The following is a 22058-nucleotide window of genomic DNA, read 5'->3' on the forward strand; positions in this document are numbered from 1 at the left end:
TCCAGCGAAATATACATGCTATCAGAAATATATCTGTGAATAGTTAAATACGCTTAATAAAAAAGTCAAAGTTTTCATTGTTTTTTCTTCACTTTCATGAAATTCACATTTTTTTCACTATTTTTATCGAAAATTCCATGAACAATATGTATATTTCTCAGAATGAATCAGTTTAATTACACTCCTTTTCTGTGAACATTTATTTGAGCATTTTGCATAATTCATTTTCCAGGAAAAAGATAAGGCTATACTGCATATTAAATTAAGGTTTTAAGAAAAGAAGAGCACACAGACGGGCAGAATTTACGGAAGGGATAAATTTTAGGCGGCAGTTACGACACTTTTTCTCGATACAGCGAGCGTAGAAGCAAGCAGCACAATGGCATTCAAATATTGGTGAGTCGTTACTTTTTGAATGCCCCAAACATGCAATTGGTCTGCGGTTAGATAGGTCTTCATTCTTGAATTGCAGCGTTCTACACTGGTTCGTTTGTTGTAAAGTTCCTTCCAGCCCCGACTTTCCCGGTGCGGCATCGCATAGCGGCGAAGGTCTTGCTGAGTGTCGACCTTGACTACCATCCCATAATTGGATGTGGAACAAGCCGCCATGCCTAAAGGACAATCCACTTTCCCAGTTGCATGCGGACAACGAAACTTCAAACGTTCCTTTTCCTGTCCCCAATACGTCATTGGAAACCCCATCGAACAGCAAGGTGTCCCTTTACTTGTCATGCCTGCAGGGGGTTCCTTTTCATTTCGTGGATTCAGTGGAATAATTGCCTGTGCCTCGACTCTCCGCGCCGTCTCGTAATTTTTCATTTGGTCGTAGCCCGCATCCAGCATTAAGAATTTCACTATGAATTTCGCAGCAACAAGCGTTATGAGCGCAGGCCCTTCGTCTCCGTCGTTCACATGGGCAGGGGTCACCTGGAGTGCCAGAGGAAGTTCACTTTTGGCATCGACGGCCAGATGCAGCTTATAGCCAAACCACTTCACTTTGTTGCCAAACGTATCGAGTTTAACTCCCAGTTGGCATTGCCGGTGAGTTCGCTTTTTCGCTTGGGTTCTTTTTTCTCGTAGGCGTGAATGGTTGCGCTGTCGATGGCGACATGAGTTCCGTCGATGATTCCAGCTTCTTGACACTGAGCGACGAGATCCTCAAACAACTGCTGGGCAAGGCTTTTGCGAGTCAACTCGGCAAACACCCGGCTTAACGTAGAAATCGATGGGGCGGGGATGTCCAGCCGAAGTCCACATTGGTAACGGAAACGAAGGTCAAACTCCAGTCTGCGCGCTAGGCCGGTGAACGTATCGATATTCTCTAAGGGAGCCGCGAGTAAGGCGCGAAGAATACCTTGACGGCAGTGTCCGTCCGCTCCCCGGGGTGAAGAATTTCTTAATTGTCTCGCATACGGTCTCAAGTCTAGAGCGCTGAAAAAGATGGGGAGTCGTTCTTTCGATTCGATTTTTTGAAGCTCCTCAAAGGAAAATAGACTTTCTTGGAGAATATACATAGTGACTTCACTCCCTTGGGTTTTCTCGTTTGGTCACTTGAAAACTTCTCCAAGCTGGGGTGAAGTCCTTTTTCATGCTCGAAATTCCCTTGTCTAGCAAGGACTTAGATTAATGCAAAATGTTCATTTAACAATTTAATGAGATATCCATTTTTCCTGAACCTCTTTTTTAGTTAAATTATTTGTATACGTCTAGGCTTTACTTTTGTGCTCAATTATAAACTTGGGAATAACATCCTTAATATCCGGATTACATTCTCCATTACATCGTTTTTGTAAGACAAAACTTCTTAAAAAGAATATCATAGTTGGCAAATTGAAAAGGGCTAACCAGCAACCCGGTTAACCCTTGATATCAATATCCTTAGAGCATTTTTATTCAAACTACTTGTGAATACTTGCAATGAATAATTTCTAAACTACCATATTACTTTCCCGCTACAATTTGTTAAACAACCAATACTACAGGACCAATTGCAGTTCGTATTGCAGCCACCTACGCAACTTCCCCATGTACAAGTTCCGCATGCATATCCCTGCACATCGCTTCTTGAGTTACTTGTTTTAGAAAACAAATGGCGCATTCTCTCTCACCTCCTTTTTAAAGTTTTGCTAAATGATTGGTGATCAATGGATTTGATTCCACCTCTAGAACAATCATTTATTCAACTTTGATCAAAAAAATCTCATTTGTATTAAAATCTATTTTCCAACTTCCGTTTGCAGATGATTTCCAAGTATACTTACGAGCCTTCTCACTCCACCAGTGTTCAAGTTTAACCGTTGTTTTTCCTAAGTCAGCTACAATCTTTTCATATATTAATTCTATTTCTGCAATATCATTATTCAAACAAGGTAAAGAGGAAAACAATTCTTGAAGAGCAGTCTTTCTTTCATACAGATTCAATATTTCATCTTTTTCCTGCTCTGAAACTATACCTACTTTTTCATTAGACATTAATTTCACTCCCTTTTAATTTGGTATTATTTCTCTTAGAAAGTATTAATTCAAGCGGATCAACATAGTTAACTTTCTCAAAGTTGTTGTGTACAATAAATCCATTTTCATTCATCATCAGCTTGAGTTTATGAGAATTATTACGTTCAATGTGGCTAATCGTGCATTGAATCTTTGACGGTATATTAATTTGGGAGGTTAGTTTTTTATTTAAATATTTACATCTGCTGCAATGATAGGCATCGCATGAGTTGCAGATAGGTGATTTTTCAACACTCAGCATTTCTTTATCTTTTATATCTATCCCTATTGTAAGATCACCTATAAAATTTTTCTCATTTTCAAAGTAAAATGCAGGACAAGTATAAAACTTCCCGTTAGGTGCAAGAGTAAAGGTGTGTTCCCCTGCATCACAATTAGACATTTTATCTAGATGCAATATGTCGGTGAGCACGTTTAATTCTAATGGTTCCCCGATTCTAGAATAGCTTGAAAGTAAAAATTCAGATAATTTTTGCAATTCATTATCATAACTATCCAAATCTTGTTGACTCCATTGTTCTAGATCAGAAATAACCAGGTTTACTCTAGAGAATTTGAGATTTATTTTCACTATTAACTGAGTTAATTCACTTATCTCATTTTTACTTATAATGAGAATACAATTTTTGCTCTTGGCAGGAATGATCATATCCAACTGTTTAACACTATGATCAAATACTATAATTGAATTTTCTGGATTTTCAGAATTATAGCTCCCCCCAACTCTTAAAGCACTCCTATTCGACTTGCTAGACGGGATTTCACCTACTAAAACCGGGATCAAATTATTTCTTTCACAGAACTCCAACCCTGCAAAATAAATATCCTCTTCCATATAGGTGACTTCTTTATTATTCTCTGGTACTAAACAATTGAATGAAGCGTCTGTTGAGAGAATAATTTGAAGATAATTCTGCCTAGTATTATGTAATCTTCCTTTTTTTCTATCTACAGTCATACCAGTTTTTTCTTCAAATCTACTCCAAAAATAATCATTAGCACGACAATTTGCTTTGTGCATCTCACAATTAAATGTAGTTCTTTTAAATATAGTCCCTGAATCAGCTACATCGTAATTGTTCCCAACACACCAGGAGCAGCCACTAGCAACACTGCACTCAATACATTCCTTTGGACTTTGATTTCTTATTGTCAGGACTTCAAAGGGTCTCAATTTATCCCGGTTAAATCCCGAATATATATCTCCAACTGAATAACCTTCTCTATTATTCAATGAATAATCAACAAATCTTAGGCAGGGATAGAGCTTTCCTTGATAGTCTATTGCAACCATATTCCCAGTACCGCAATAAGTAGAATTTAGATCTTCTTCGGTAAAGGGCAACCCAAACGATCCTTTTTGAAAGAACCTAATTTTATGATCTATCCAAAGATCATTTTCTAAAATGTAATCAGCTAATTTCTTCAATTGGTCTTCAAAAATCAATTCGTCTCCTTCATGCCAAACATCCTCATAAATAATGTTGGCAGATACATCTTTAATTCCTAAATTCCACAGACTTATTACACTGTCCATTAAATAGGGAATGTCTTCATGGGAATATGTTGCTTTGGTATGTGTATTCGGAAATTGTTCTTGCCATAAGGGTACATTTTTCACAACTAAATCATACGATCCTCTTCCATCTGGAAATATTCGCTGCAGATCATGTTTTTTTTGGTTTCCATCAACGCTTATTCCAATACTTACTTTATGACGATTTTTTTTAATAAAATTTTGTACTTTTTGAGTTCCATAATATATCCCATTTGATGAGAAGCTAAATCTATAATTTCCAAACCAGGGATGTTCTAAGGTAAACATTTGAACCTTAATGTAATCACAAATCCTATCAATAAGATCGATCTCAAGAAATGGCTCTCCACCTATAAATTCCCATATTACGGCATCATGTCTAAAACCTTCCGAGTTTCTTAATATAAAATCAACCGCGTCACGAGCAACTTCAAAGCTCATTTTATTGGTTGTATTTTTTCCAACAATATAACAATATTTGCAGGCAAGATTACAATCTTCAGTAATACAAAAAGTTACTACCTGGGCCTCACTATCTCTCCAATCCTTTGTAAACTCGCCCATTTGATATGGAATAACAGTCATCATGAGTACCTCCATTTGTTAAATATTTATTTTTCTTTTCAATAAAACACCTATATTTCTAGCCTCCCCCCCCCTTTCACTTTTTATTTTCGCTATTTGACCCGTTATATATGCTGCTGCCATACTTGTTCCTCTATAATTTTCGTAGTTGTCTATGTATTTTATATTGGGAATATCCATAACATTATTCGAAGCAATAAAATACCCTTCTCTGAAATCATATTGATTGCAATTAATATCTCCATCTCCTTTTACAGAAACAACATCTTTAAAGTTCGAAGGAAAAGATATCTTTCCCGTATTCGAGGCCGCAGAAACTATTATTATTCCTTTTTTACAGGCTCTTCTAATTAAAATTTTTAAAGGTAAGTAATACTTCAATTTACTTGTTCCTAAGCTCATATGAATAATGTCAGGATTTTCTTCAATTGCATGTTTTAAAGCCGATATTAGGATTCGACCGTCCGATTTTAAATCTTTGTCAAGTATGTTGTGACTATTAAATCTCACACTTTCATGGATATGCCTTATTGCAATTGCTATAATCGTTCCATGGTCATTTGAACAGTTAGCCGCACACTTGAAATCCACATGACCTTTTTCATCAATCCAATAATTGAAGGATGTAGCCACATAACAGTTAAGAGCTAGTTTACTCACATCAATTCCGCTATCAATTATTGATATATGGATATTTTGGCGATCGTTATCGGATGTGACCATAAACAACAACCTCCTAACTTAAACATACCTCGCATTAACTAAATTAATTTCATCTTCTTTAGACTCAATTATTTCTCCATTGTTAATATAGAAAATACGATCAGCATTGTGTAAATTCGAATAATTGTGAGTTATTACAATTACCGTGTGTTCTCTCGAAAGATTAAGCATTATCTCATTAATAAATTGTTGCGATTCTCTATCTAAAGAAGAGGTAGGTTCATCAAATAATAGTATTTTAGATTTTTTCAAAAGTGCCCTTGCAACCGCAAGTCTCTGTCTCTGTCCTCCCGATAAATTGGAACCTCCGTCCCCAATAACTGTCGAATACCCCTCGGGAAGTGTAATGATAAAATCATGAATATGCGCTTGTGCACAAATCATATATACTTCCTCTAACGAAGCGTCTGCATTTACCAGTAACAAATTATTTAATATGGTTTCATTAAAAAAAAATGAATCTTGCGCTACTATTGATATCCCCTCACCAATTGTTAATACACTGAGATCATCTATATCAATATCATCGATTTCTATAAGCCCAGAGGATGGTTGATAGAATCGAAGGAGCAAATTTAAAAAGGTTGTTTTACCTCCCCCACTTGGTCCTATAATCACATTCATACTATTAGGATAAATTTCAACATTTATATTCTTAAACACAGGAGTTCTTATATCATAGGCAAAGCTCACATTTATGAATTTCACCCTTCCCGTCAAGATTTTATGTATGTCACCTGATGTTTCTTCTTTTAAGTCAAAATTTTCTTGCAAATGTAATATGCGTTGAATAGATACTGCCATTTGCTGCAAACTCGAGTTTAATCCCATTATTTCCATTACAGAAGATGTGAATTGAGAGGAATAATTATTAAAAGCTAGAAAAAATGCAATATTAAGCGTTTTATATTTTAATACAAATAAAGATCCTGTAAGAATAATTGCTACTTGCGTGCAAAACATAAAGAATTGAGAAATATTCTGAGACAACGCTGAATAGTTTCGGGTCGTAATACTTTTCTTTTTTAGAATATTTAAAATGTTATTAAACTCAAGCTTTCTAACTTCTTGAATGTTTAGACCTTTAATGGTCTTGATTCCTGTGAATGACTCTTGTATATGAGAAAAGAACTTGTCCTTCAAAACCGATATCGCCATCATCTGTTTCCTCATAAGTCTGCCTGAAAAGAAAAACAACCCGATTGAAAAAGGAACTAAAGTTAAAGTAACCAGCGTCAACTCAATATGTAAATAAAACATTATAACTATAACAGTCAAAAATTTTAAAATATTCACTAATAATAAAGTGAACTTGTTGATTACAATATCCGCTACAGCTTCAGGATCATATTGTAACCTTGATATCAATTCACCTGCCGGGGTATCATCAAATGCCTTCATAGGTAATCCCATAAGTTTGTGATACATTTCACTTTTCAAGTCGAAGGTAATTTCTTCACTCAAATGCGAAGCCAATAACGATTGTACATAGTTAACCAATGCTTGCAGAAAGTAAAATCCAACCATAAAAGCGCAATATTTATATACTTCTATGAATTCACTTTTAAATATAGAGACTATAGTATTAGCCCAAATCAAAGGTTGAACTAGATTTAAAATAACTGAAACTATAACCAGAACTAAATTCAAAGAATAAGTTGTTTGGTGTTTTTTTATATACTTAGAAGTTTTTTTAAAAGTAATCGCTAAATTGCTTATTTTATTCATCTTCCACTCCTTTATAATTAATGTCTTATAATCTAACAATATCCTTATTTATCCACTTTGTCCACATCAAGTTTTGTAATATAGTTACATTTGTGTGAATGTTTAAGTTTTTCTTAGTATTTATTACAATACAATAATTAACATAAATAAAAAACCTCACCAATTACTGATTACTTCAATAATCGGTAATTGGTAAGGAACCTACATGTAATTATTTATTTTTTCCAAGCTTCATAACGGAAATATTGTACCGATACTGTGTTCATACACAACAGTTAGCTTGATCCAATTAGTACTGCAAGCCCGGATAGATCGGATATTGCTCCGTCAGTGCAGCGACTTCACGGGCAGCCTCAGCGAGCTTACCTTCATCAGCAGGATTCTTCAAGACGTTGGCGATAATACGGCCGATGGTAACCATCGCCTGCTCGTCCATTCCGCGCGAAGTGACTGCAGGTGTACCAATACGGATTCCGCTTGTCACAAAAGGGCTGGTAGGATCAAACGGAATAGCATTCTTATTGACCGTGATACCGATAGAATCGAGGACTTTCTCTGCATCTTTGCCTGTGATATTGAGATTGCGGGTATCAAGCAGCATCAAGTGGTTGTCAGTACCGCCGGATACAATGTTAACTCCCTCACCGATCAATGTTTCTGCCAGCACTTTGGCGTTCTTCACCACATTCTCAGCATAGGTTTTGAATGAAGGCTGAAGAGCTTCACCAAAGGAAACAGCTTTGGATGCAATCACATGCATCAGTGGTCCGCCTTGCGAGCCCGGGAATACGGCCTTATCGATCGCTGCTGCCCAAGGCTGTCTGCAGAGAATCATACCTCCGCGGGGACCGCGCAGGGTTTTGTGCGTGGTTGTGGTTACAAAATGGGCATGCGGAACGGGACTCGGGTGAAGACCGGCCGCCACCAGTCCGGCGATATGGGCCATATCCACCATGAACAAGGCACCTACATCGTTCGCAATAGAGCCCAAGGCTTCAAAATCGATCGTACGAGGATACGCGCTTGCTCCGGCAACAATCAATTTGGGACGGTGTTTGAATGCAGCCTTACGCACTTCATTATAATCAATCAGGAAGGTATCTTCCTGCACGCCATAAGCCACAAAATTATACAAGAGGCCGGAAGCATTCACAGGGCTGCCGTGTGTGAGATGGCCGCCATGCGCCAGGTTCATCCCCAGAACGGTATCGCCCGGATTCAGCGCAGCAAGATATACCGCCATATTAGCTTGGGCACCGGAGTGCGGCTGTACATTGGCATGATCGGCACCGAAAAGCTGCTTGGCACGGTCACGGGCCAGATTCTCTACGATATCCACATCTTCACAACCGCCATAATACCGTTTGCCGGGGTAACCTTCGGCATATTTATTCGTGAGCACAGAACCCATCGCTTCCATTACGGCTTCGCTGACGATATTCTCCGAGGCAATAAGCTCAATGTTGGCACGCTGACGGCTCAGTTCCAGTCCCATCGCTTCCAGTACTGCAGGGTCACTCTTACGCAATTGTTCCATGATTCTTATTTCCTCCCTAGTGCTCTTTAGTTTATGTTGTGTAAAGTCAAACTCCATATTCAGTGACATTCCGGCAAAAATGCATCTGTCTGTCCACCATTTAAAGATTTCAGGCGCACTAATCGCAATTGCCTGCTCCGCTGGTCTCCGGAGCACGGTAGACCGCACGTTCCCCGCCGATCAGCGGAGGTCTGCTCCAGGCAGCATTCACCCGGGCCGAACCAATGTAACGCAAGCTTGGCCGGAAAGGGACCGCCACCCGGCGCAAGTGCATGCCGATCAATGTCTCGCCGATATCTAGGCCGGCATGGGCTTCAACTGTCTCCGCAAGTACCGGATCGTCCATCGAACGATAAGCAGCCGCAGCCATAGAACCGCCGGCCCCCGGTATCGGCACAGCCGATACTTCCCTAAGCCCCAGCTTTTCCAGCAATGAACGCTCCATCACCAGCGAACGGTTCAAATGTTCGCAGCACTGGTATACCGGATGAAATCCCTTCTCCCCTGCTACCTGAACAATCCCCTCCAGCAACTGCTGCGCCACTTCCAGCGCACCGCCAGTACCAATATGGACCCCGGCTACCTCGCTCGTGCTTGCACCAACGACTAGGATTTTCCCGGGGCCCAGCTTTCCGGCTTCTGACAGCTCCCGTACTACAGCAGCGGTTGCGGCCGTTAAAGAAAGCGCTGCTCCCGCCGATTGACCAGCATCACCGGATAGATGGCCAGATGCCTGATTCGCCCGTGAGTCTTGCTTCATGACTTGATTCATCACTTCCGCCTCCCTCAAGCAAGTAGAAACTTAACCTAACTGCAGTCCTGCATTTTAAACAAAAAAGAGCAGTCCGCAACCTACTGCGGATGTGCTCTTTTGCCCAGGCGACCGGCCGTTTATTCCAGTGCTCCATCGTGGTTTGATCCACATCTGTCGCCAGTTACACCGGAACCGGAAAATATTTAATTTTATCTTAAAGGAATGGCTGCGAAAAATCAACCACCATTACAAACGGCGTAAGGACTCCAGTTTATCCAGAAGACTGTACAGTGCTGTACGGATCTCGGCGGCGGCCAGCTCATAATCTTCCCTTGGACCTCCAAAAGGATCGGAAATATCAAAGCTTGGAATCCGTTGGCGGATTTCGATGATCCGCTGCAAATCAGCAGATTTCGGTTCTGCTCCCAGTGCAAGGCTAAGCTCGGCGTCCGCATACAGGCTATCCAGCTCGCGGATATCCGCGTTCACGGCTTCTTCATCGTAGACATATTCTTTTAGCGTATATGTCTTCGCAACAGCCTCTGGAAAATACTGCAGCAAGTGGCGTTTGTGGCCTCCCGTGAGGGTAAGCACCAGATCCGCCCAGGCTACTGTCTCTCCGCTCAACTGCGTGGACTGGATATGATCATGAACTCCTTCGTCCCGCAGAATCGCCGCGGCATGTCTGGATATGGAAGTACCGGAAATGGCGGAAACGCCTGCAGACCGCACTTCCACGTCGATTCCCCGCTCCTTCGCAAGCTTCCGGAGAAGCCCCTCAGCCATAGGACTACGGCACGTATTTCCTGTGCAGACGAATAAAATATGCAGCATACTTTCCACCTCCATCAACAAATAAATTGATTTATGAAATATTGTTGTGCCGTAATTGTATCAGAAGATGAACAGTAAGCCAAACGCAAGCAGGATCCCCCCGCCCAGCGCCTCCCCGTAATCACCAAGCCCACGGCTGACTCTCCTTCCCAGCAGCAGTCCGGAAATCGACATCAGACCCCCGCAGGCCCCAAAGGCGAGCACGGTTAACACTATGCTATTCACAAACATTCCAAGGGAAACCCCTACCGAAAATGAATCTATACTCACACTGAGCGAAATCAGCAGCATCCCCCAGAAATTGCGGTGATCCACAGGATTATTTCGGGTATGATCTGCCCGAAAGGAATTGAATACCATGTGTCCGCCGAGCAGTACCAGCAGCCCTCCGGCTGCATAGGTGGTAACTTGTCCGAGGAAATGTCCGACATAGCTGCCGGTGAACAAGCCAAGCAGGGGCATCAGCACATGAAAAAAAGCAATCAAGAGACTGAGCTGCAGCACATGCAAAAGACGGATGCCCTTCATCCCGATGCCTACACCGAGTGAAAAAGCGTCCATCCCCAGCGCGATTGCCATAATGGCTATCGTTACTATTTGGCCCCAGCCAGCATATACTCCCCCTATGTCCATGCCCATACCCCCAAAGTCCGAAAGTCTTGTACCACAACCATATGCGGACAAGGGGGGATTCATGACTGTAGTGCGCTATCCGCAGGGAGAGTACAATACCGGCACATTACAAGTCAGGGTATACGGCAATGAAGCCACCCGAGGGTTATCCCGCGTCGATAACGGTTCCGCCGGCGGCTTTCATTAGCCGGTTCATGATGGCTGCGCCGAGGCCGGTATCCGGACAGGCCTCGGCCAGAATGTAGGTCGCTCCCGCTTCATCGAAGCGCCGCAGCGCGGCATATAGGGAGCGTGCTCCTTCCTCCGGCGAGGCCAGCGAGCCGAGGGACACCACGCAGGCGGCCGCGTTGGCGGGATACAGGGCTCTGTGCTCCTCGAAGAGGAGCAGGCCCGTGATCTCGCCGGCGCGCTGCGCCGCCTGCAGCAGATCCGCGGCGGCTTCCGCCACGCGCTGCGCGGAAGCCCCGCGCACTACGCCAAGCGCTCCGCGCGGGGCGTAGTGCGTGTACTTCATGCCCGGCGCGCGCGGCGCCGGGCTATTGTCCCCGGCGGCATGCGCCGCGCCGGGGGAATGGCCGGAAGCAGCCGCAGGCGCTTCCGCAGGGTCCATGGACGCGCCGGGAGCCCCGGCGGCAACGTCCACGGCAGGGGCAGGGGCCGGGGTGACGGCCCCAGGACCAAGCACCGCCGCGAGCTGCTCGGCGGTGATGCCGCCGGGACGGAGCACAGCGACTGTCCCGTCCGGCTGCACCTGCACGACGGTCGACTCCAGGCCGACTCCGGCCGCGCCGCCGTCAAGCACCCCGCCGATGTATCCGGCGAGGTCCTCCAGCACATGGGCGGCCAGCGTTGGACTCGGCCGCCCGGAGCGGTTGGCGCTGGGCGCAGCCACCGGGCAGCCTGCTGCGCGGATCAGCGCCAGAGCGAGCGGATGATCCGGCATGCGCACGCCGACTGTATCCAGACCCGCTGTCACCAGTGGGGACAGCACGTCTGGCCGGACCGGCAGTACAACAGTTAGCGGCCCCGGCCAAAAAGCATCGATCAGCGCCGCCGCGAAAGGATGCACCTCTGTCACCAGCCCGTCCAATTCGCTCCACTCGGCAATGTGCACGATCAGCGGATTGTCGGAAGGCCTCCCCTTGGCGGCAAAAACCGCTTCTACCGCAGCTGTGCTGCGGGCGTCCGCCCCCAGTCCGTACACCGTCTCGGTCGGGAACGCGACGGTACTTCCTTCGCGCAGCAGAGCTGCCGCCTCTTCAATGGCTTCCTGGTCTGCCGTACTCTGCGGATAAGGAACGCAATCCGTACGAATTTCCTCTGCCGGAGACAGCTTCCAATACCGGGTGGATTCGATTTGGCCGCTGCGGCGCTGGACCGCAAACATGGAATCTTGAGGTTCTGTCATTCTCATCACAAGCTTTCTACATAGGGTGACTTTATAGCCTCAGCATGTAAAGCCTTATATATGTTCTTATAGGTTCAACAAAAGCGTAGGTTCAACAAAAGCGGCCCCACCAGGTGGCGCCGCAGGAAATCTGATTCAGTTCACACTATATCGTAACATAGGCCGTTATAGATTCATAGAATCTCAGCTGAATAATCCGCTGATCCAGCTCCATAACTTCTCCAGCAGCTCCCAGAAGAAGAACCGCACCTTCGGTGCTTCCGCTTCCCCGCTTGCAGCGGATACCGCTGTATTCACAGAAGCTGTGGTTACCACCCCTTGATCCGCTGTCTTCACTTCGGCTCCCTCTCCAGCTGCTGCGGCCGAGGCGGTCTTAGCTTTGGCCGCGGCAGGTGCCGCTGCATCCCCGGACCCTGCATCAATGAAGCACAGCGGCGGAAACAGCACGCACCACCAGTTCTGTCCCTTGCCGGCGCCCAGCGTGATGCGCACCGCTTCATACTCTCCGGCCGGATAGACCTTGCCGCCGTACATTTTGGTCGGAAACGGGACGACACCCAGCTCTACGTTATAGCCATATTCTATCCCCCGCTTATTCAGCTCCCGGGCCACCAATGCATTAAGCTCCGGCAAATGGCTCCGGATCAGCGTCCGGGCCTGTTCCAGACTCTGCGGATCTTCCAGCAACGCCACCCACTCGTTCATCTGGTCGACCACACGGTCGCGGATCTGGCGTTTGATCAGCTGATCGCCAGCCGCATCCGAATTCGCCAGAATCCGCAGCCGGATCGAATCCTGTGGAATGGACACCTCCGCTACAGCCGCATCGGTTTTCTGTCCTTCCCAGGCCATCATAAGAACCATAAAAAAACAAATTAAAATGGCAGTATACTTAAAAGTTACCCGTAAGGAATCCTGTTTTCCAGTCTTGTTCCGTTCCATCTCCAGCAGCCCCTCTCCCTCAAAAACGCTTATGTCCCCAGTATGCCCGGGAAGGAGAGTCTGCAAACCTATCAATCTATTAATTTTACAGGCTTCAGAAATGCACTACCGGCGCTGGCAGGTCTTCCTCTACATCCTGACCATACAGCAGCACACTCATCGCAATGCCCATACTGGCCATATTAATTAGAACAGAGGTCCCACCATAGCTGATGAACGGCAGCGTTATTCCGGTCAGAGGCATCAGGCCGATGTACGCGCCAATGTTCTCAAGAATCTGATACAGGAGCATGGCTACAATCCCGATGATCAAAAAAGGTCCGGCGCGGTCACTGCATTCCAGGGCAATCAGAATCATCCGGTGGATGAGAATAAAAAACAGCAGCAGGAGCAGTGCCGCTCCCACGAAACCGAACTCTTCGGCAATCTGGGCAAAGATCGCATCCGTATACAGCACCGGTATTTTACCAGACTGGACCGAACCGCCCTTCATATAGCCTTCCCCGCTGAGCCCGCCCGAGGCAATGGCTATTTTGGCATTGCGTGTCTGATAGCTGTCGTCGCTGCTTGCCAGCTCCGGCACCAGCCAGGGGTCAAAACGGGCCACAAAATGCTTGCGGCCAATGGTTTCACTGAGGAAGTGGGTCATTTGCTCATGATAATTAATGTAGCTGTAAATAAACCCTCCCACCGCTACGCCCCCAACAATCAGTCCAATCAGTGCATGAGACCATTTAATCCGGCCAATCCACAGCAAGCCGAGCAGGATGACCATATAGCTTAGCGCGTTGCCCAGGTCATTCTGGCTGATGACGATCACAAACGGCAGCAGCGCAATCAGACTGAGCGGCACGACATCCCGCCAGAACTGAAGCTCATTTTTATTTTTGCGGACCAGCAGTGCAGCCAGCGCAAGGATCAGAATCAGCTTAAACAGCTCCGCCGGCTGAACACTTAATCCCCCTACCTCCAGCCAGCCCCGCGCACCGTACTTTACCTTCCCGAAAAAGCTGACCACCACCAGAATCACTATGCCCAGCATATAGATATAATGTGCATATTTGACCAGAAGACGATAATCAAAGAGGGACAATCCGAAGAACACAAAAAAGCCCAGCCCATACCACTTCAGCATCTGAATGTGCAGCCCGTCGTCATCTCGTCCGTGCGTAACACTGTATATCGATAAAATACTGATGACCATCAGCATAAGCAGAACAACGACGATGACACCATCGATCTTTTTGAACCTCTGCAGCATGGAGCTAGCCCCTAACTCTACCTGGATTCGGTTTCCCGCTGGAGCACACATTCAGAAGAAACCCGTTAATTTCCATTTTAAAGCAAGCTGCAATACAAATACAATTTTTTAGAAACCGTCCATAAAATCCCTGGTGTGGCATCAAGACCATCACTGCAAAATAAAAAACCGCCGGAGCCCATCATCAGATGTGCTTCAGCGGTTTCCAGGTATATCTTCCAAACAACTATCCCTGCTTCGCCGGAGAGGGATATAAAGACGGATTCGGCAGATCCTCTTCCACTTCCTGACCATGCAGGCGGACACTCATGACCAGGCCGATGCTGGCCATATTGATCATCAGTGAGGTTCCCCCGTAACTAATGAACGGCAGCGTAATTCCGGTCAGCGGCATCAGGCCGATGAATGCACCGATATTCTCGAAGATCTGGTACAGCATCATGGCGACAATGCCGACGATCAGGAAGGGTCCGCCCCGGTCCTTGCACTCCAGCGCAATCAGAATCATCCGGTGAATCAGTATAAAATAAAGAAGCAGTACCAGCGCCGAGCCAACAAAGCCGAATTCCTCAGCAATCTGCACAAAAATAGAATCGGAATAGGTGTAAGGTACCCGGTCCGTCTGCACCGAGCTGCCTTCCATGTACCCCTCACCGCTCATGCCTCCCGAGGCGATGGCCAGCTTGGCATTTTTGGTATGGTAGCTTGCTTTGGCAGTCGCTTCATTAGGGACCAGCCACGGGTCAAAGCGCTCCACCCAGTGGGAGCGTCCGATATCGGTAAGGAAATCCTTGATTTCATCATGGTAGTGAATATAGCTTATAATCCCCCCGGCTGCCGTCCCGCCTATCACCAGCAGTCCAATCAGTGCATGGGTAAACTTGATATTGCCGATCCACAGCAGGCCGATCAGGATGACGATATAGGAAAGGGCATTACCTAGGTCATTCTGGCTGATAACGATCAGGAACGGCAGTATGGTAAGCAGTCCCAATGGGACGACATCCCGCCAGAACAGCAGTTTGTTTTTGTTCTTGCGGACAAGCACGGCCGCCAGGAAAAGAATCAATATCAACTTGAATAGCTCCGCCGGCTGAAGACTGAACCCTCCGAGCTTAATCCAGCCCTGGGCCCCGTTCTGCTCCTTGCCGATGAAGCTGACCAGCACCAGAATCCCTATTCCCGCAATATACACATAAAGTGCATATTTCACGAGCAAACGATAATCCACAAAAGTCAGGCCGATAAAAGCAATAATGCCCAGCACATAGAACTTGATCATCCGGAGATGCGCCCCATCCAGCTTATCCCGTCCATGCGTGACGCTGTATATGGAAAAAATGCTGACAACCATCAGCAGCAATAGAATGATTACGATGACACCGTCGATCTTTTTAATCTTCTGAAGCATAATCTGTCTCCTTACTCCGTACTGGGTCTTCTGAATTTCTGTCTGCACCGAGGGCCCGTCTATTCTATTGTAAAGGAAGGGGCAGCAAAAATACAATTTTCACGAGGATCGTTCTGCTCCGCTGCGGTGGATGTCCGCCCAAACCATAGAGTTAGTTCATATTAGAACGCAACCTATCCGGGAATAGGTAACACGAATGCCTTACCTTTAAGCATACTTAATAGTCTAAATAAGCAGAAATTAGCTACAGCGACACGGCCCCCCTTTCATCACAGGGATTCACCAAATCGCAAGGTTAGATTCTTAAGTTCGCTCTATATAGTGGAAAAAGTAAAACTAAATCAGCGGTAATCGGCTTCCGCCAGGTCATTAGTGGGAAAAAGTAGAACTAATCTGGCTATCTAGAGTGAATAGCTTTGATTTCATCCGATATAAGTGGATGAATTCCCACTAACTGTCACTTTGAGTGGGATGCCTGCTGGATATGTGGAGAAATTCCACTTCACTGTCAGCAGTTTATACTCCTAAAGTGCTATTCTTGCAGACAGAAGATAAACTACAGGAGATGTCTTTGTCTCCGGCTTGTCCGGCCTTCTCTAGCAGCCTTGTTCGGCGCGGTGATTGACCGCGTAAACGGGCAATCGCCAGCAGCAAATAGTTTTTGGCCGTTCTAGCGCGCTATCCCCAGCACATGGCGGGGGATACCCGCGAGATCATCGATCGTGATGATCTCGTTCCAATGGCCTGCCGCCTTCAGCAGGCTGGCCACTTGCCCGGCCTGACCCTGGCCGAGCTCGAAGCCGACCAGGCGCGGTGGCGCCGGAAGCAGCGCCAGCTGTTCCATCATGCGGCGGTACGGGTCCAGCCCGTCGTCGCCGCCATCCAGAGCAGTGCGCGGCTCGTGGTCGCGCACTTCGCGCTGCAGCCCGGCGATGTCTGCGCCGGGAATATACGGCGGGTTGGAGACGAGAATATCCGTCTCCATCCCCGCAAACGGCTCGAGCAGGTCGCCGAGCCGCAGGTCCACTGCCGTGCCGTGCCGCTGCGCATTGCGCACGGCCACGGCCAGCGCGCCGGGCGAGATGTCGCCGGCGCAGACCCGCCACGCCGGTGCTTCCGCCGCCAGCGTGACGGAGATTGCTCCGCTGCCGGCGCCGATATCGACGGCGGTCAGCGGACGCGGCGCGCGCGTCCCTGCCGCGCCGCTCTCCCGGCGGGCTGCCAAGCTGCCCGCCTCAACTCCCCCAGCGGCTGTTTTACCCGCAGCCACACCGTCCCCTGCTGCTTCACCCGCAGCCGCACTGTCCCGCGCCACTTCATCCGCAGCCGCACTGTCCCGCGCTGCTTCACCCACAGCCGCAATGTCCCGCGCCGCTTCACCCACAGCCGCAATGTCCCGCGCCGCTTCGCCCGGCGCAGCCACAAGGCCGTCCGGCCACAGCTCCGCGCCGTACTTCAGAATCGCCTCGACGAGCAGTTCCGTCTCGGGCCGGGGAATCAGCACATCGGGCGTCACCTCAAAAGCCCGCCCGTAAAACTCCTGCTCGCCGATGATATACTGCACCGGCTCACCGGCCGCGCGGCGGGTGACTGCGGCTTCCCAGGCCTCACGCACCGCAGGCGGAAACGGATCGGCCAGAGCCATATAATAGGCCGCCCCGGACAAGCCCAGCACATACTCCAGCAACAGCTGACTGCTGCGCTGCGGCTCATTACACCCGGCTTGGTCCAAAAAAGAAGAAGCCTCCGCAAAGGCTTCCCGGATGCTTTGCACGTTAAGCATGACATAAGCGTCGTGTTTCAAAGCATTATTCTCCTTTTTCCATCAATTCCGCTTGCTCGGCAATCGACAACGCCGAGATAATTTCTGTAATATCTCCGTTCATTACCTGCTCCAGGCGGTGCAGCGTAAGGCCGATACGGTGATCGGTTACACGGCTCTGCGGGAAGTTATACGTACGAATCCGCTCACTGCGGTCACCGGTGCCGACTTTGCTCTTGCGTTCTCCGGCGTACTTCGCTTCCTCTTCCTGGCGTTTCATATCCGAGATGCGGGCACGCAGGACCTGCAATGCCTTCTCCTTGTTGGAGTTCTGGGACTTTCCGTCCTGACAGGTAGCCATTATCCCGGTAGGGATGTGGGTTACGCGAACGGCTGACTTGGTGGTATTAACCGACTGGCCGCCTGCGCCACTGGAACAGAAAGTATCGACGCGAATATCCTTATCGTGAATTTCAATTTCGAACTCTTCTGCTTCAGGCATAACCGAAACCGTAGAAGTCGAGGTATGAATACGTCCACCTGATTCCGTGGCCGGAATACGCTGAACGCGGTGTGCGCCGCTTTCGAATTTCATTTTGCTGTACGCGCCACGTCCGTTAATCAGGAAGATAACCTCCTTGAATCCGCCGAGGTCATTCGTATTGACATCCATCAGCTCAATGCGCCAACCTTGGGTATCGGCATAACGGGTGTACATCCGGTACAGATCTGATGCGAACAATGCCGCCTCATCCCCACCGGCTGCGCCACGGATTTCCACAATAACGTTTTTGTCGTCATTAGGATCCTTCGGCAGTAACAGAAGGCGGATTTTCTCCTCCAGGACAACCTGGCGCGAGGAAAGGTCGTCAATCTCCATCTTGACCATTTCCTTCATTTCATCATCAAGCTTTTCGCCCTGCATCATCTTAGCGGCTTCAAGCTCTTCCATTACATTTTTATATTCGGCATACGCCTCAAAGGCGGGCTGCAAATCGGATTGTTCTTTGGAATAGTCCCTCAGTTTCTTACTGTCGCTTGCAACATCCGGGTCACAAAGCAGTTCACTGAGTTTCTCATAGCGGTCCGCCAGCGATTGCAATCGGTCCAACAAGGGAATTCACCTCTCCTGATTCAATTTCATATTCAATATTAAAACTTTAAATTGTTGATACAATAAAAATAGATATACGACTTTATATTATACCACCGAACCTGCTAATTGGCTACAGTGCCGCACACCAGGTCACGTATATTTTTGCAGCCGAGAAATCCGCTCCTTATTATGTAAAAACAGCGGAAATGTTATTCACATAGGCGGAATTACTACGGTCTTATGCAAAAAAAGCCATCCGCCAGTAGAACCCCTACCCCGGATGACTTCCTCCTGCTGTTATAACTTCATTAGGTTACTTATACGTTGAAACGGAAATGCATGACGTCGCCGTCCTGCACCAGATACTCTTTGCCTTCCAGACGCAGTTGTCCGCGTTCCTTGGCACCGTTCATCGAACCGGCAGCAAGCAGATCGGCGTATGCGACAACCTCTGCACGGATGAATCCGCGCTCGAAGTCTGTATGAATGACACCAGCGGCACCAGGCGCTTTGGTTCCCTTGCGGATCGTCCAGGCACGAACCTCCTGCACACCTGCAGTGAAGTAAGTGTAGAGTCCGAGAAGTTTGTAGGCTGCTTTGATCAGGCGGTTCAGCCCGGATTCCTGCAGGCCCAGCTCTTCCAGAAACATTGCCTTGTCTTCGCCTTCCAGCTCGGCAATCTCCGCTTCCACTTTGGCGCTGATCGGTACCACTTCGGCATTCTCGGCAACGGCAAACTCGCGTACCTGCTGAACATAAGGGTTCTCTTCAGCACTGGCAACTTCATCCTCGCCCACATTGGCCGCATACAGCACCGGCTTCAGGGTGAGCAGGTGAAGATCACGCACGATCAGACGCTCGTCATCGGACAATTCCACGCTGCGCGCAGGTTGGTCTTGATAGAGTGCTTCTTTGACGCGCTCCAGAACTTCAACTTCCTGGGCGTATTTCTTGTCGCCGCCTTTGATGTTTTTGCGGGAGCGTTCGATCCGTTTCTCGATACTCTCCAGGTCAGCCAGAATCAGCTCCAGGTTAATCGTCTGGATGTCGCTGATCGGGTTCACTTTGCCATCAACATGGGTAACGTTCTCATCCACGAAGCAGCGTACAACATGAACGATCGCATCCACTTCACGAATGTGGGCCAGGAACTTGTTGCCGAGGCCTTCGCCTTTGCTCGCACCGCGCACCAGACCGGCAATATCCACAAATTCAAAAGCCGTGGGAACCGTCTTATTCGGCTGCACCAGCTCTGTCAGCTTATCCAGACGCTCATCCGGCACTTCCACGACACCTACGTTCGGGTCAATGGTACAGAACGGATAGTTGGCGGATTCTGCTCCCGCTTGTGTAATTGCATTGAACAATGTGGATTTCCCTACGTTCGGAAGTCCTACGATACCTGCTTTCAAAGCCATTTATATGACAACTCCTATTTTCGGTTGGATTGATCACCGCAAAAATTCCGGGGCTTGATCTCAACCATTATATATTAGAACAAAACCGCCAGCAACAGCGGATCTCCGGCGGATGTGTCCGTTAAAGGGCAGCGGCCTGCTTATAGTGAGAGCTCCACCCCCGCCTTCATGTACAAAAACGCCAAAAAGACCTCTCCCGAGGTCTCTTCCCTGCCAGCATGGCCAACCCATTCTAGAGTTCTTTCGACATGGTGATATCGGTGATGAGAAAACCCATTTTTTTGTACAGCTCGAAAGCACGGTTGTTCTGCCCGAACACATGCAGACCGATTCTGGTTATGTCCAGTTTACGGGCTTCTTCATCAAGCGCAAGCAGTGTCTGCTTGCCATACCCCTTACCCTGGAACGGTTCGAAAACATAAAAATCATAAATGAAGGCCTCTCGCCCGCTGCGTCCCTCGATCACGTTGAACCAGATATACCCGGCTTGGGCTTCCGATTCCGTCTCTACTATTGAAAAGATATAAGCCCCATCGGTGTTTAGACCTTCAGGCAAAGATTTGGTCATCTCGTCCTGGGACAGCTGCATGGCAGTCTCGGTATCCCAGGATCCGGCTTTTATTTTATCCTCGGCATAATCCCGTGTGGATTGGCTCAAGAAAAATTGAAATGTGGTTTCGTCCATTTGGACCAGTTTGATCATCGTTTTGTGCCCTTCCTTATTTCCATATTCTCTTAATCGTTTCAGCGCTTTATTAGGCGGGGAGTATTACGCAGTGCAGCCAGATCAGGCGCACCGATACCGAACATTGCGGTCCGCAGCTCCAGCTCCACCTGGGCCAGCGCATGGTCAAGCGCCTCCTCGGATTCCACTGCCGGACCAAGCAGATTCCGCCCGAAGCCGGCCAGATCGGCCCCAAGCGCGAGTGCTTTCGCTGCATCCACGCCGTGTCTCAGCCCGCCGCTGCCGATCAGCGCACCGTGCTTCGATGCCGCCCTTACCTCTGCAATGCATTCGGCAGTGGGATTCCCCCAATCGGCGAAGGCCTCTGCGGCGGCCCGCCGGACCGGATCACTGCTGCGGAACTTCTCCACCTGGCTCCATGAAGTTCCGCCAGCTCCCGCTACATCGACAAAGGCAACACCCGCATCATACAGCCGGGAAGCCGTTTCCCCATCAATTCCCCAGCCGACCTCCTTGACTCCGACAGGGATCTCAAGTGCCTGGGATACCTGCTCAATCCGCGACAGCAAGGAGGCAAACCCGGTGTTGCCCTCAGGCTGAAATACCTCCTGAATCCCGTTCAGATGCAGCACCAGCCAATCCGCACCGGCTATCTCTACAGCACGGCGGCATTCATCCACACCAAAGCCGTAGGACAGCTGCACCGCTCCAATGTTAGCGATGACAGGAATCCCCGGCGCTCTATCACGGACTTGGAAGGTGGAGGCAAGCTCGGAGCGTTCCACGGCCGCCCGGATGGAGCCGACCCCGAGCGCCCATCCCCGGCGCTCGGCTGCCTCGGCCAGCCTGGCATTAATAGCGCCTGTAGAACTGCTTCCGCCGGTCATGGAGCTGATCAGCAGCGGTGTACGCAGTTCCCGTTCCAGGAAGACTGTCCGCAGCGAAATATCATCGTAATTCAGCTCGGGGAGCGCATTGTGGCGGAAGCGGTAATGCTCGAATCCAGATGTAATGCCGCTGCCGCCAACTTCCTCGTTCAAGCAGAGCCTCACATGTTCAATCTTGCGTTCCCCCGTTGTGGATGAAGGCAGCAGAGACTGATGTCCGTCAGGTTTTGCAGCTTGCGGGGCTGTGCCGGGTTTCTTTTCTACGTTGTACGATAATTCATCCTGCGGCATCTGGTTCATGCTGTCATCCCCCGTTCCTAACGATCTATGATATGCAGGGAGG

Annotated in this window: 18 protein-coding genes, 1 pseudogene and 1 riboswitch; all 19 genes and pseudogenes read right to left on the reverse strand. The window is 48.1% G+C overall.

The window, feature by feature from the left end; translation table 11 throughout:
• Positions 1-321: 321 nt before the first annotated feature.
• Positions 322-1514 (reverse strand): annotated as a pseudogene (locus ACTJKB_RS11640) (transposase).
• Between the two features lie 419 nt (positions 1515-1933).
• Positions 1934-2098, reverse strand: coding sequence for an AC3_0185 family rSAM-modified Cys-rich RiPP (locus ACTJKB_RS11645; RefSeq protein ID WP_082118155.1), 165 nt, complete (start codon positions 2096-2098; stop codon positions 1934-1936).
• 77 nt (positions 2099-2175) lie between these two features.
• Positions 2176-2472 (reverse strand): CXXX repeat peptide modification system protein, encoded by a 297-nt coding sequence (locus tag ACTJKB_RS11650; RefSeq protein ID WP_046505996.1) that lies wholly within the window; start codon positions 2470-2472, stop codon positions 2176-2178.
• Positions 2465-4636, reverse strand: coding sequence for a radical SAM peptide maturase, CXXX-repeat target family (locus ACTJKB_RS11655; protein ID WP_440834109.1), 2172 nt, complete (start codon positions 4634-4636; stop codon positions 2465-2467). The genes ACTJKB_RS11650 and ACTJKB_RS11655 overlap by 8 nt, the downstream gene beginning before the upstream one ends.
• Positions 4637-4654: 18 nt before the next feature.
• Positions 4655-5359, reverse strand: a complete 705-nt coding sequence (locus tag ACTJKB_RS11660) for a S8 family serine peptidase (RefSeq protein ID WP_440834111.1) — start codon at positions 5357-5359, stop codon at positions 4655-4657.
• Between the two features lie 18 nt (positions 5360-5377).
• Complete coding sequence (locus ACTJKB_RS11665) at positions 5378-7087, reverse strand: ABC transporter ATP-binding protein (protein ID WP_440834113.1); 1710 nt, start codon at positions 7085-7087, stop codon at positions 5378-5380.
• A 289-nt stretch (positions 7088-7376) separates the two neighbouring features.
• On the reverse strand, positions 7377-8627 hold the full coding sequence (gene glyA, locus ACTJKB_RS11670) for a serine hydroxymethyltransferase (RefSeq protein ID WP_440834743.1): 1251 nt from the start codon (positions 8625-8627) through the stop codon (positions 7377-7379).
• A 115-nt stretch (positions 8628-8742) separates the two neighbouring features.
• Positions 8743-9396: a TIGR01440 family protein gene (locus ACTJKB_RS11675; protein WP_440834115.1), complete on the reverse strand. Its 654-nt coding sequence runs from the start codon at positions 9394-9396 to the stop codon at positions 8743-8745.
• Positions 9397-9490: 94 nt separating this feature from the next.
• Positions 9491-9573: riboswitch (ZMP/ZTP riboswitch) on the reverse strand.
• A gap of 51 nt (positions 9574-9624) precedes the next feature.
• Positions 9625-10212, reverse strand: coding sequence for a low molecular weight protein arginine phosphatase (locus ACTJKB_RS11680; RefSeq protein WP_074101958.1), 588 nt, complete (start codon positions 10210-10212; stop codon positions 9625-9627).
• A 60-nt stretch (positions 10213-10272) separates the two neighbouring features.
• The gene (locus tag ACTJKB_RS11685; protein WP_440834117.1) at positions 10273-10845 is read right to left on the reverse strand and encodes a manganese efflux pump MntP; all 573 of its coding nucleotides are present in this window, start codon (positions 10843-10845) and stop codon (positions 10273-10275) included.
• Between the two features lie 145 nt (positions 10846-10990).
• Positions 10991-12232 (reverse strand): L-threonylcarbamoyladenylate synthase, encoded by a 1242-nt coding sequence (locus ACTJKB_RS11690; RefSeq protein ID WP_440834118.1) that lies wholly within the window; start codon positions 12230-12232, stop codon positions 10991-10993.
• A gap of 204 nt (positions 12233-12436) precedes the next feature.
• Positions 12437-13117, reverse strand: coding sequence for a stage II sporulation protein R (gene spoIIR / locus ACTJKB_RS11695; RefSeq protein ID WP_440834120.1), 681 nt, complete (start codon positions 13115-13117; stop codon positions 12437-12439).
• Positions 13118-13289: 172 nt separating this feature from the next.
• The gene (locus ACTJKB_RS11700) at positions 13290-14456 is read right to left on the reverse strand and encodes an FtsW/RodA/SpoVE family cell cycle protein (protein ID WP_440834122.1); all 1167 of its coding nucleotides are present in this window, start codon (positions 14454-14456) and stop codon (positions 13290-13292) included.
• Positions 14457-14682: 226 nt separating this feature from the next.
• Positions 14683-15867 carry an FtsW/RodA/SpoVE family cell cycle protein gene (locus ACTJKB_RS11705; protein ID WP_440834124.1) on the reverse strand — a complete coding sequence of 395 codons (1185 nt, stop codon included), beginning with the start codon at positions 15865-15867 and terminating at the stop codon, positions 14683-14685.
• A 670-nt stretch (positions 15868-16537) separates the two neighbouring features.
• Entirely contained in the window at positions 16538-17671 is a 1134-nt protein-coding gene (locus tag ACTJKB_RS11710) for a N5-glutamine methyltransferase family protein (RefSeq protein ID WP_440834126.1), read from the reverse strand.
• Positions 17672-17675: 4 nt separating this feature from the next.
• Positions 17676-18743 carry a peptide chain release factor 1 gene (gene prfA, locus ACTJKB_RS11715; protein WP_074087340.1) on the reverse strand — a complete coding sequence of 356 codons (1068 nt, stop codon included), beginning with the start codon at positions 18741-18743 and terminating at the stop codon, positions 17676-17678.
• Between the two features lie 299 nt (positions 18744-19042).
• Complete coding sequence (gene ychF, locus ACTJKB_RS11720; RefSeq protein ID WP_074087341.1) at positions 19043-20143, reverse strand: redox-regulated ATPase YchF; 1101 nt, start codon at positions 20141-20143, stop codon at positions 19043-19045.
• A 232-nt stretch (positions 20144-20375) separates the two neighbouring features.
• Entirely contained in the window at positions 20376-20846 is a 471-nt protein-coding gene (locus ACTJKB_RS11725) for a GNAT family N-acetyltransferase (protein WP_440834128.1), read from the reverse strand.
• A gap of 41 nt (positions 20847-20887) precedes the next feature.
• A complete protein-coding gene (gene fni, locus ACTJKB_RS11730) occupies positions 20888-22015 on the reverse strand; it encodes a type 2 isopentenyl-diphosphate Delta-isomerase (RefSeq protein WP_440834130.1) in 1128 nt (375 codons plus the stop codon).
• Positions 22016-22058 lie beyond the last annotated feature (43 nt).

The organism is Paenibacillus sp. 22594 (assembly GCF_052044425.1).
Classification (GTDB): domain Bacteria; phylum Bacillota; class Bacilli; order Paenibacillales; family Paenibacillaceae; genus Paenibacillus_AQ.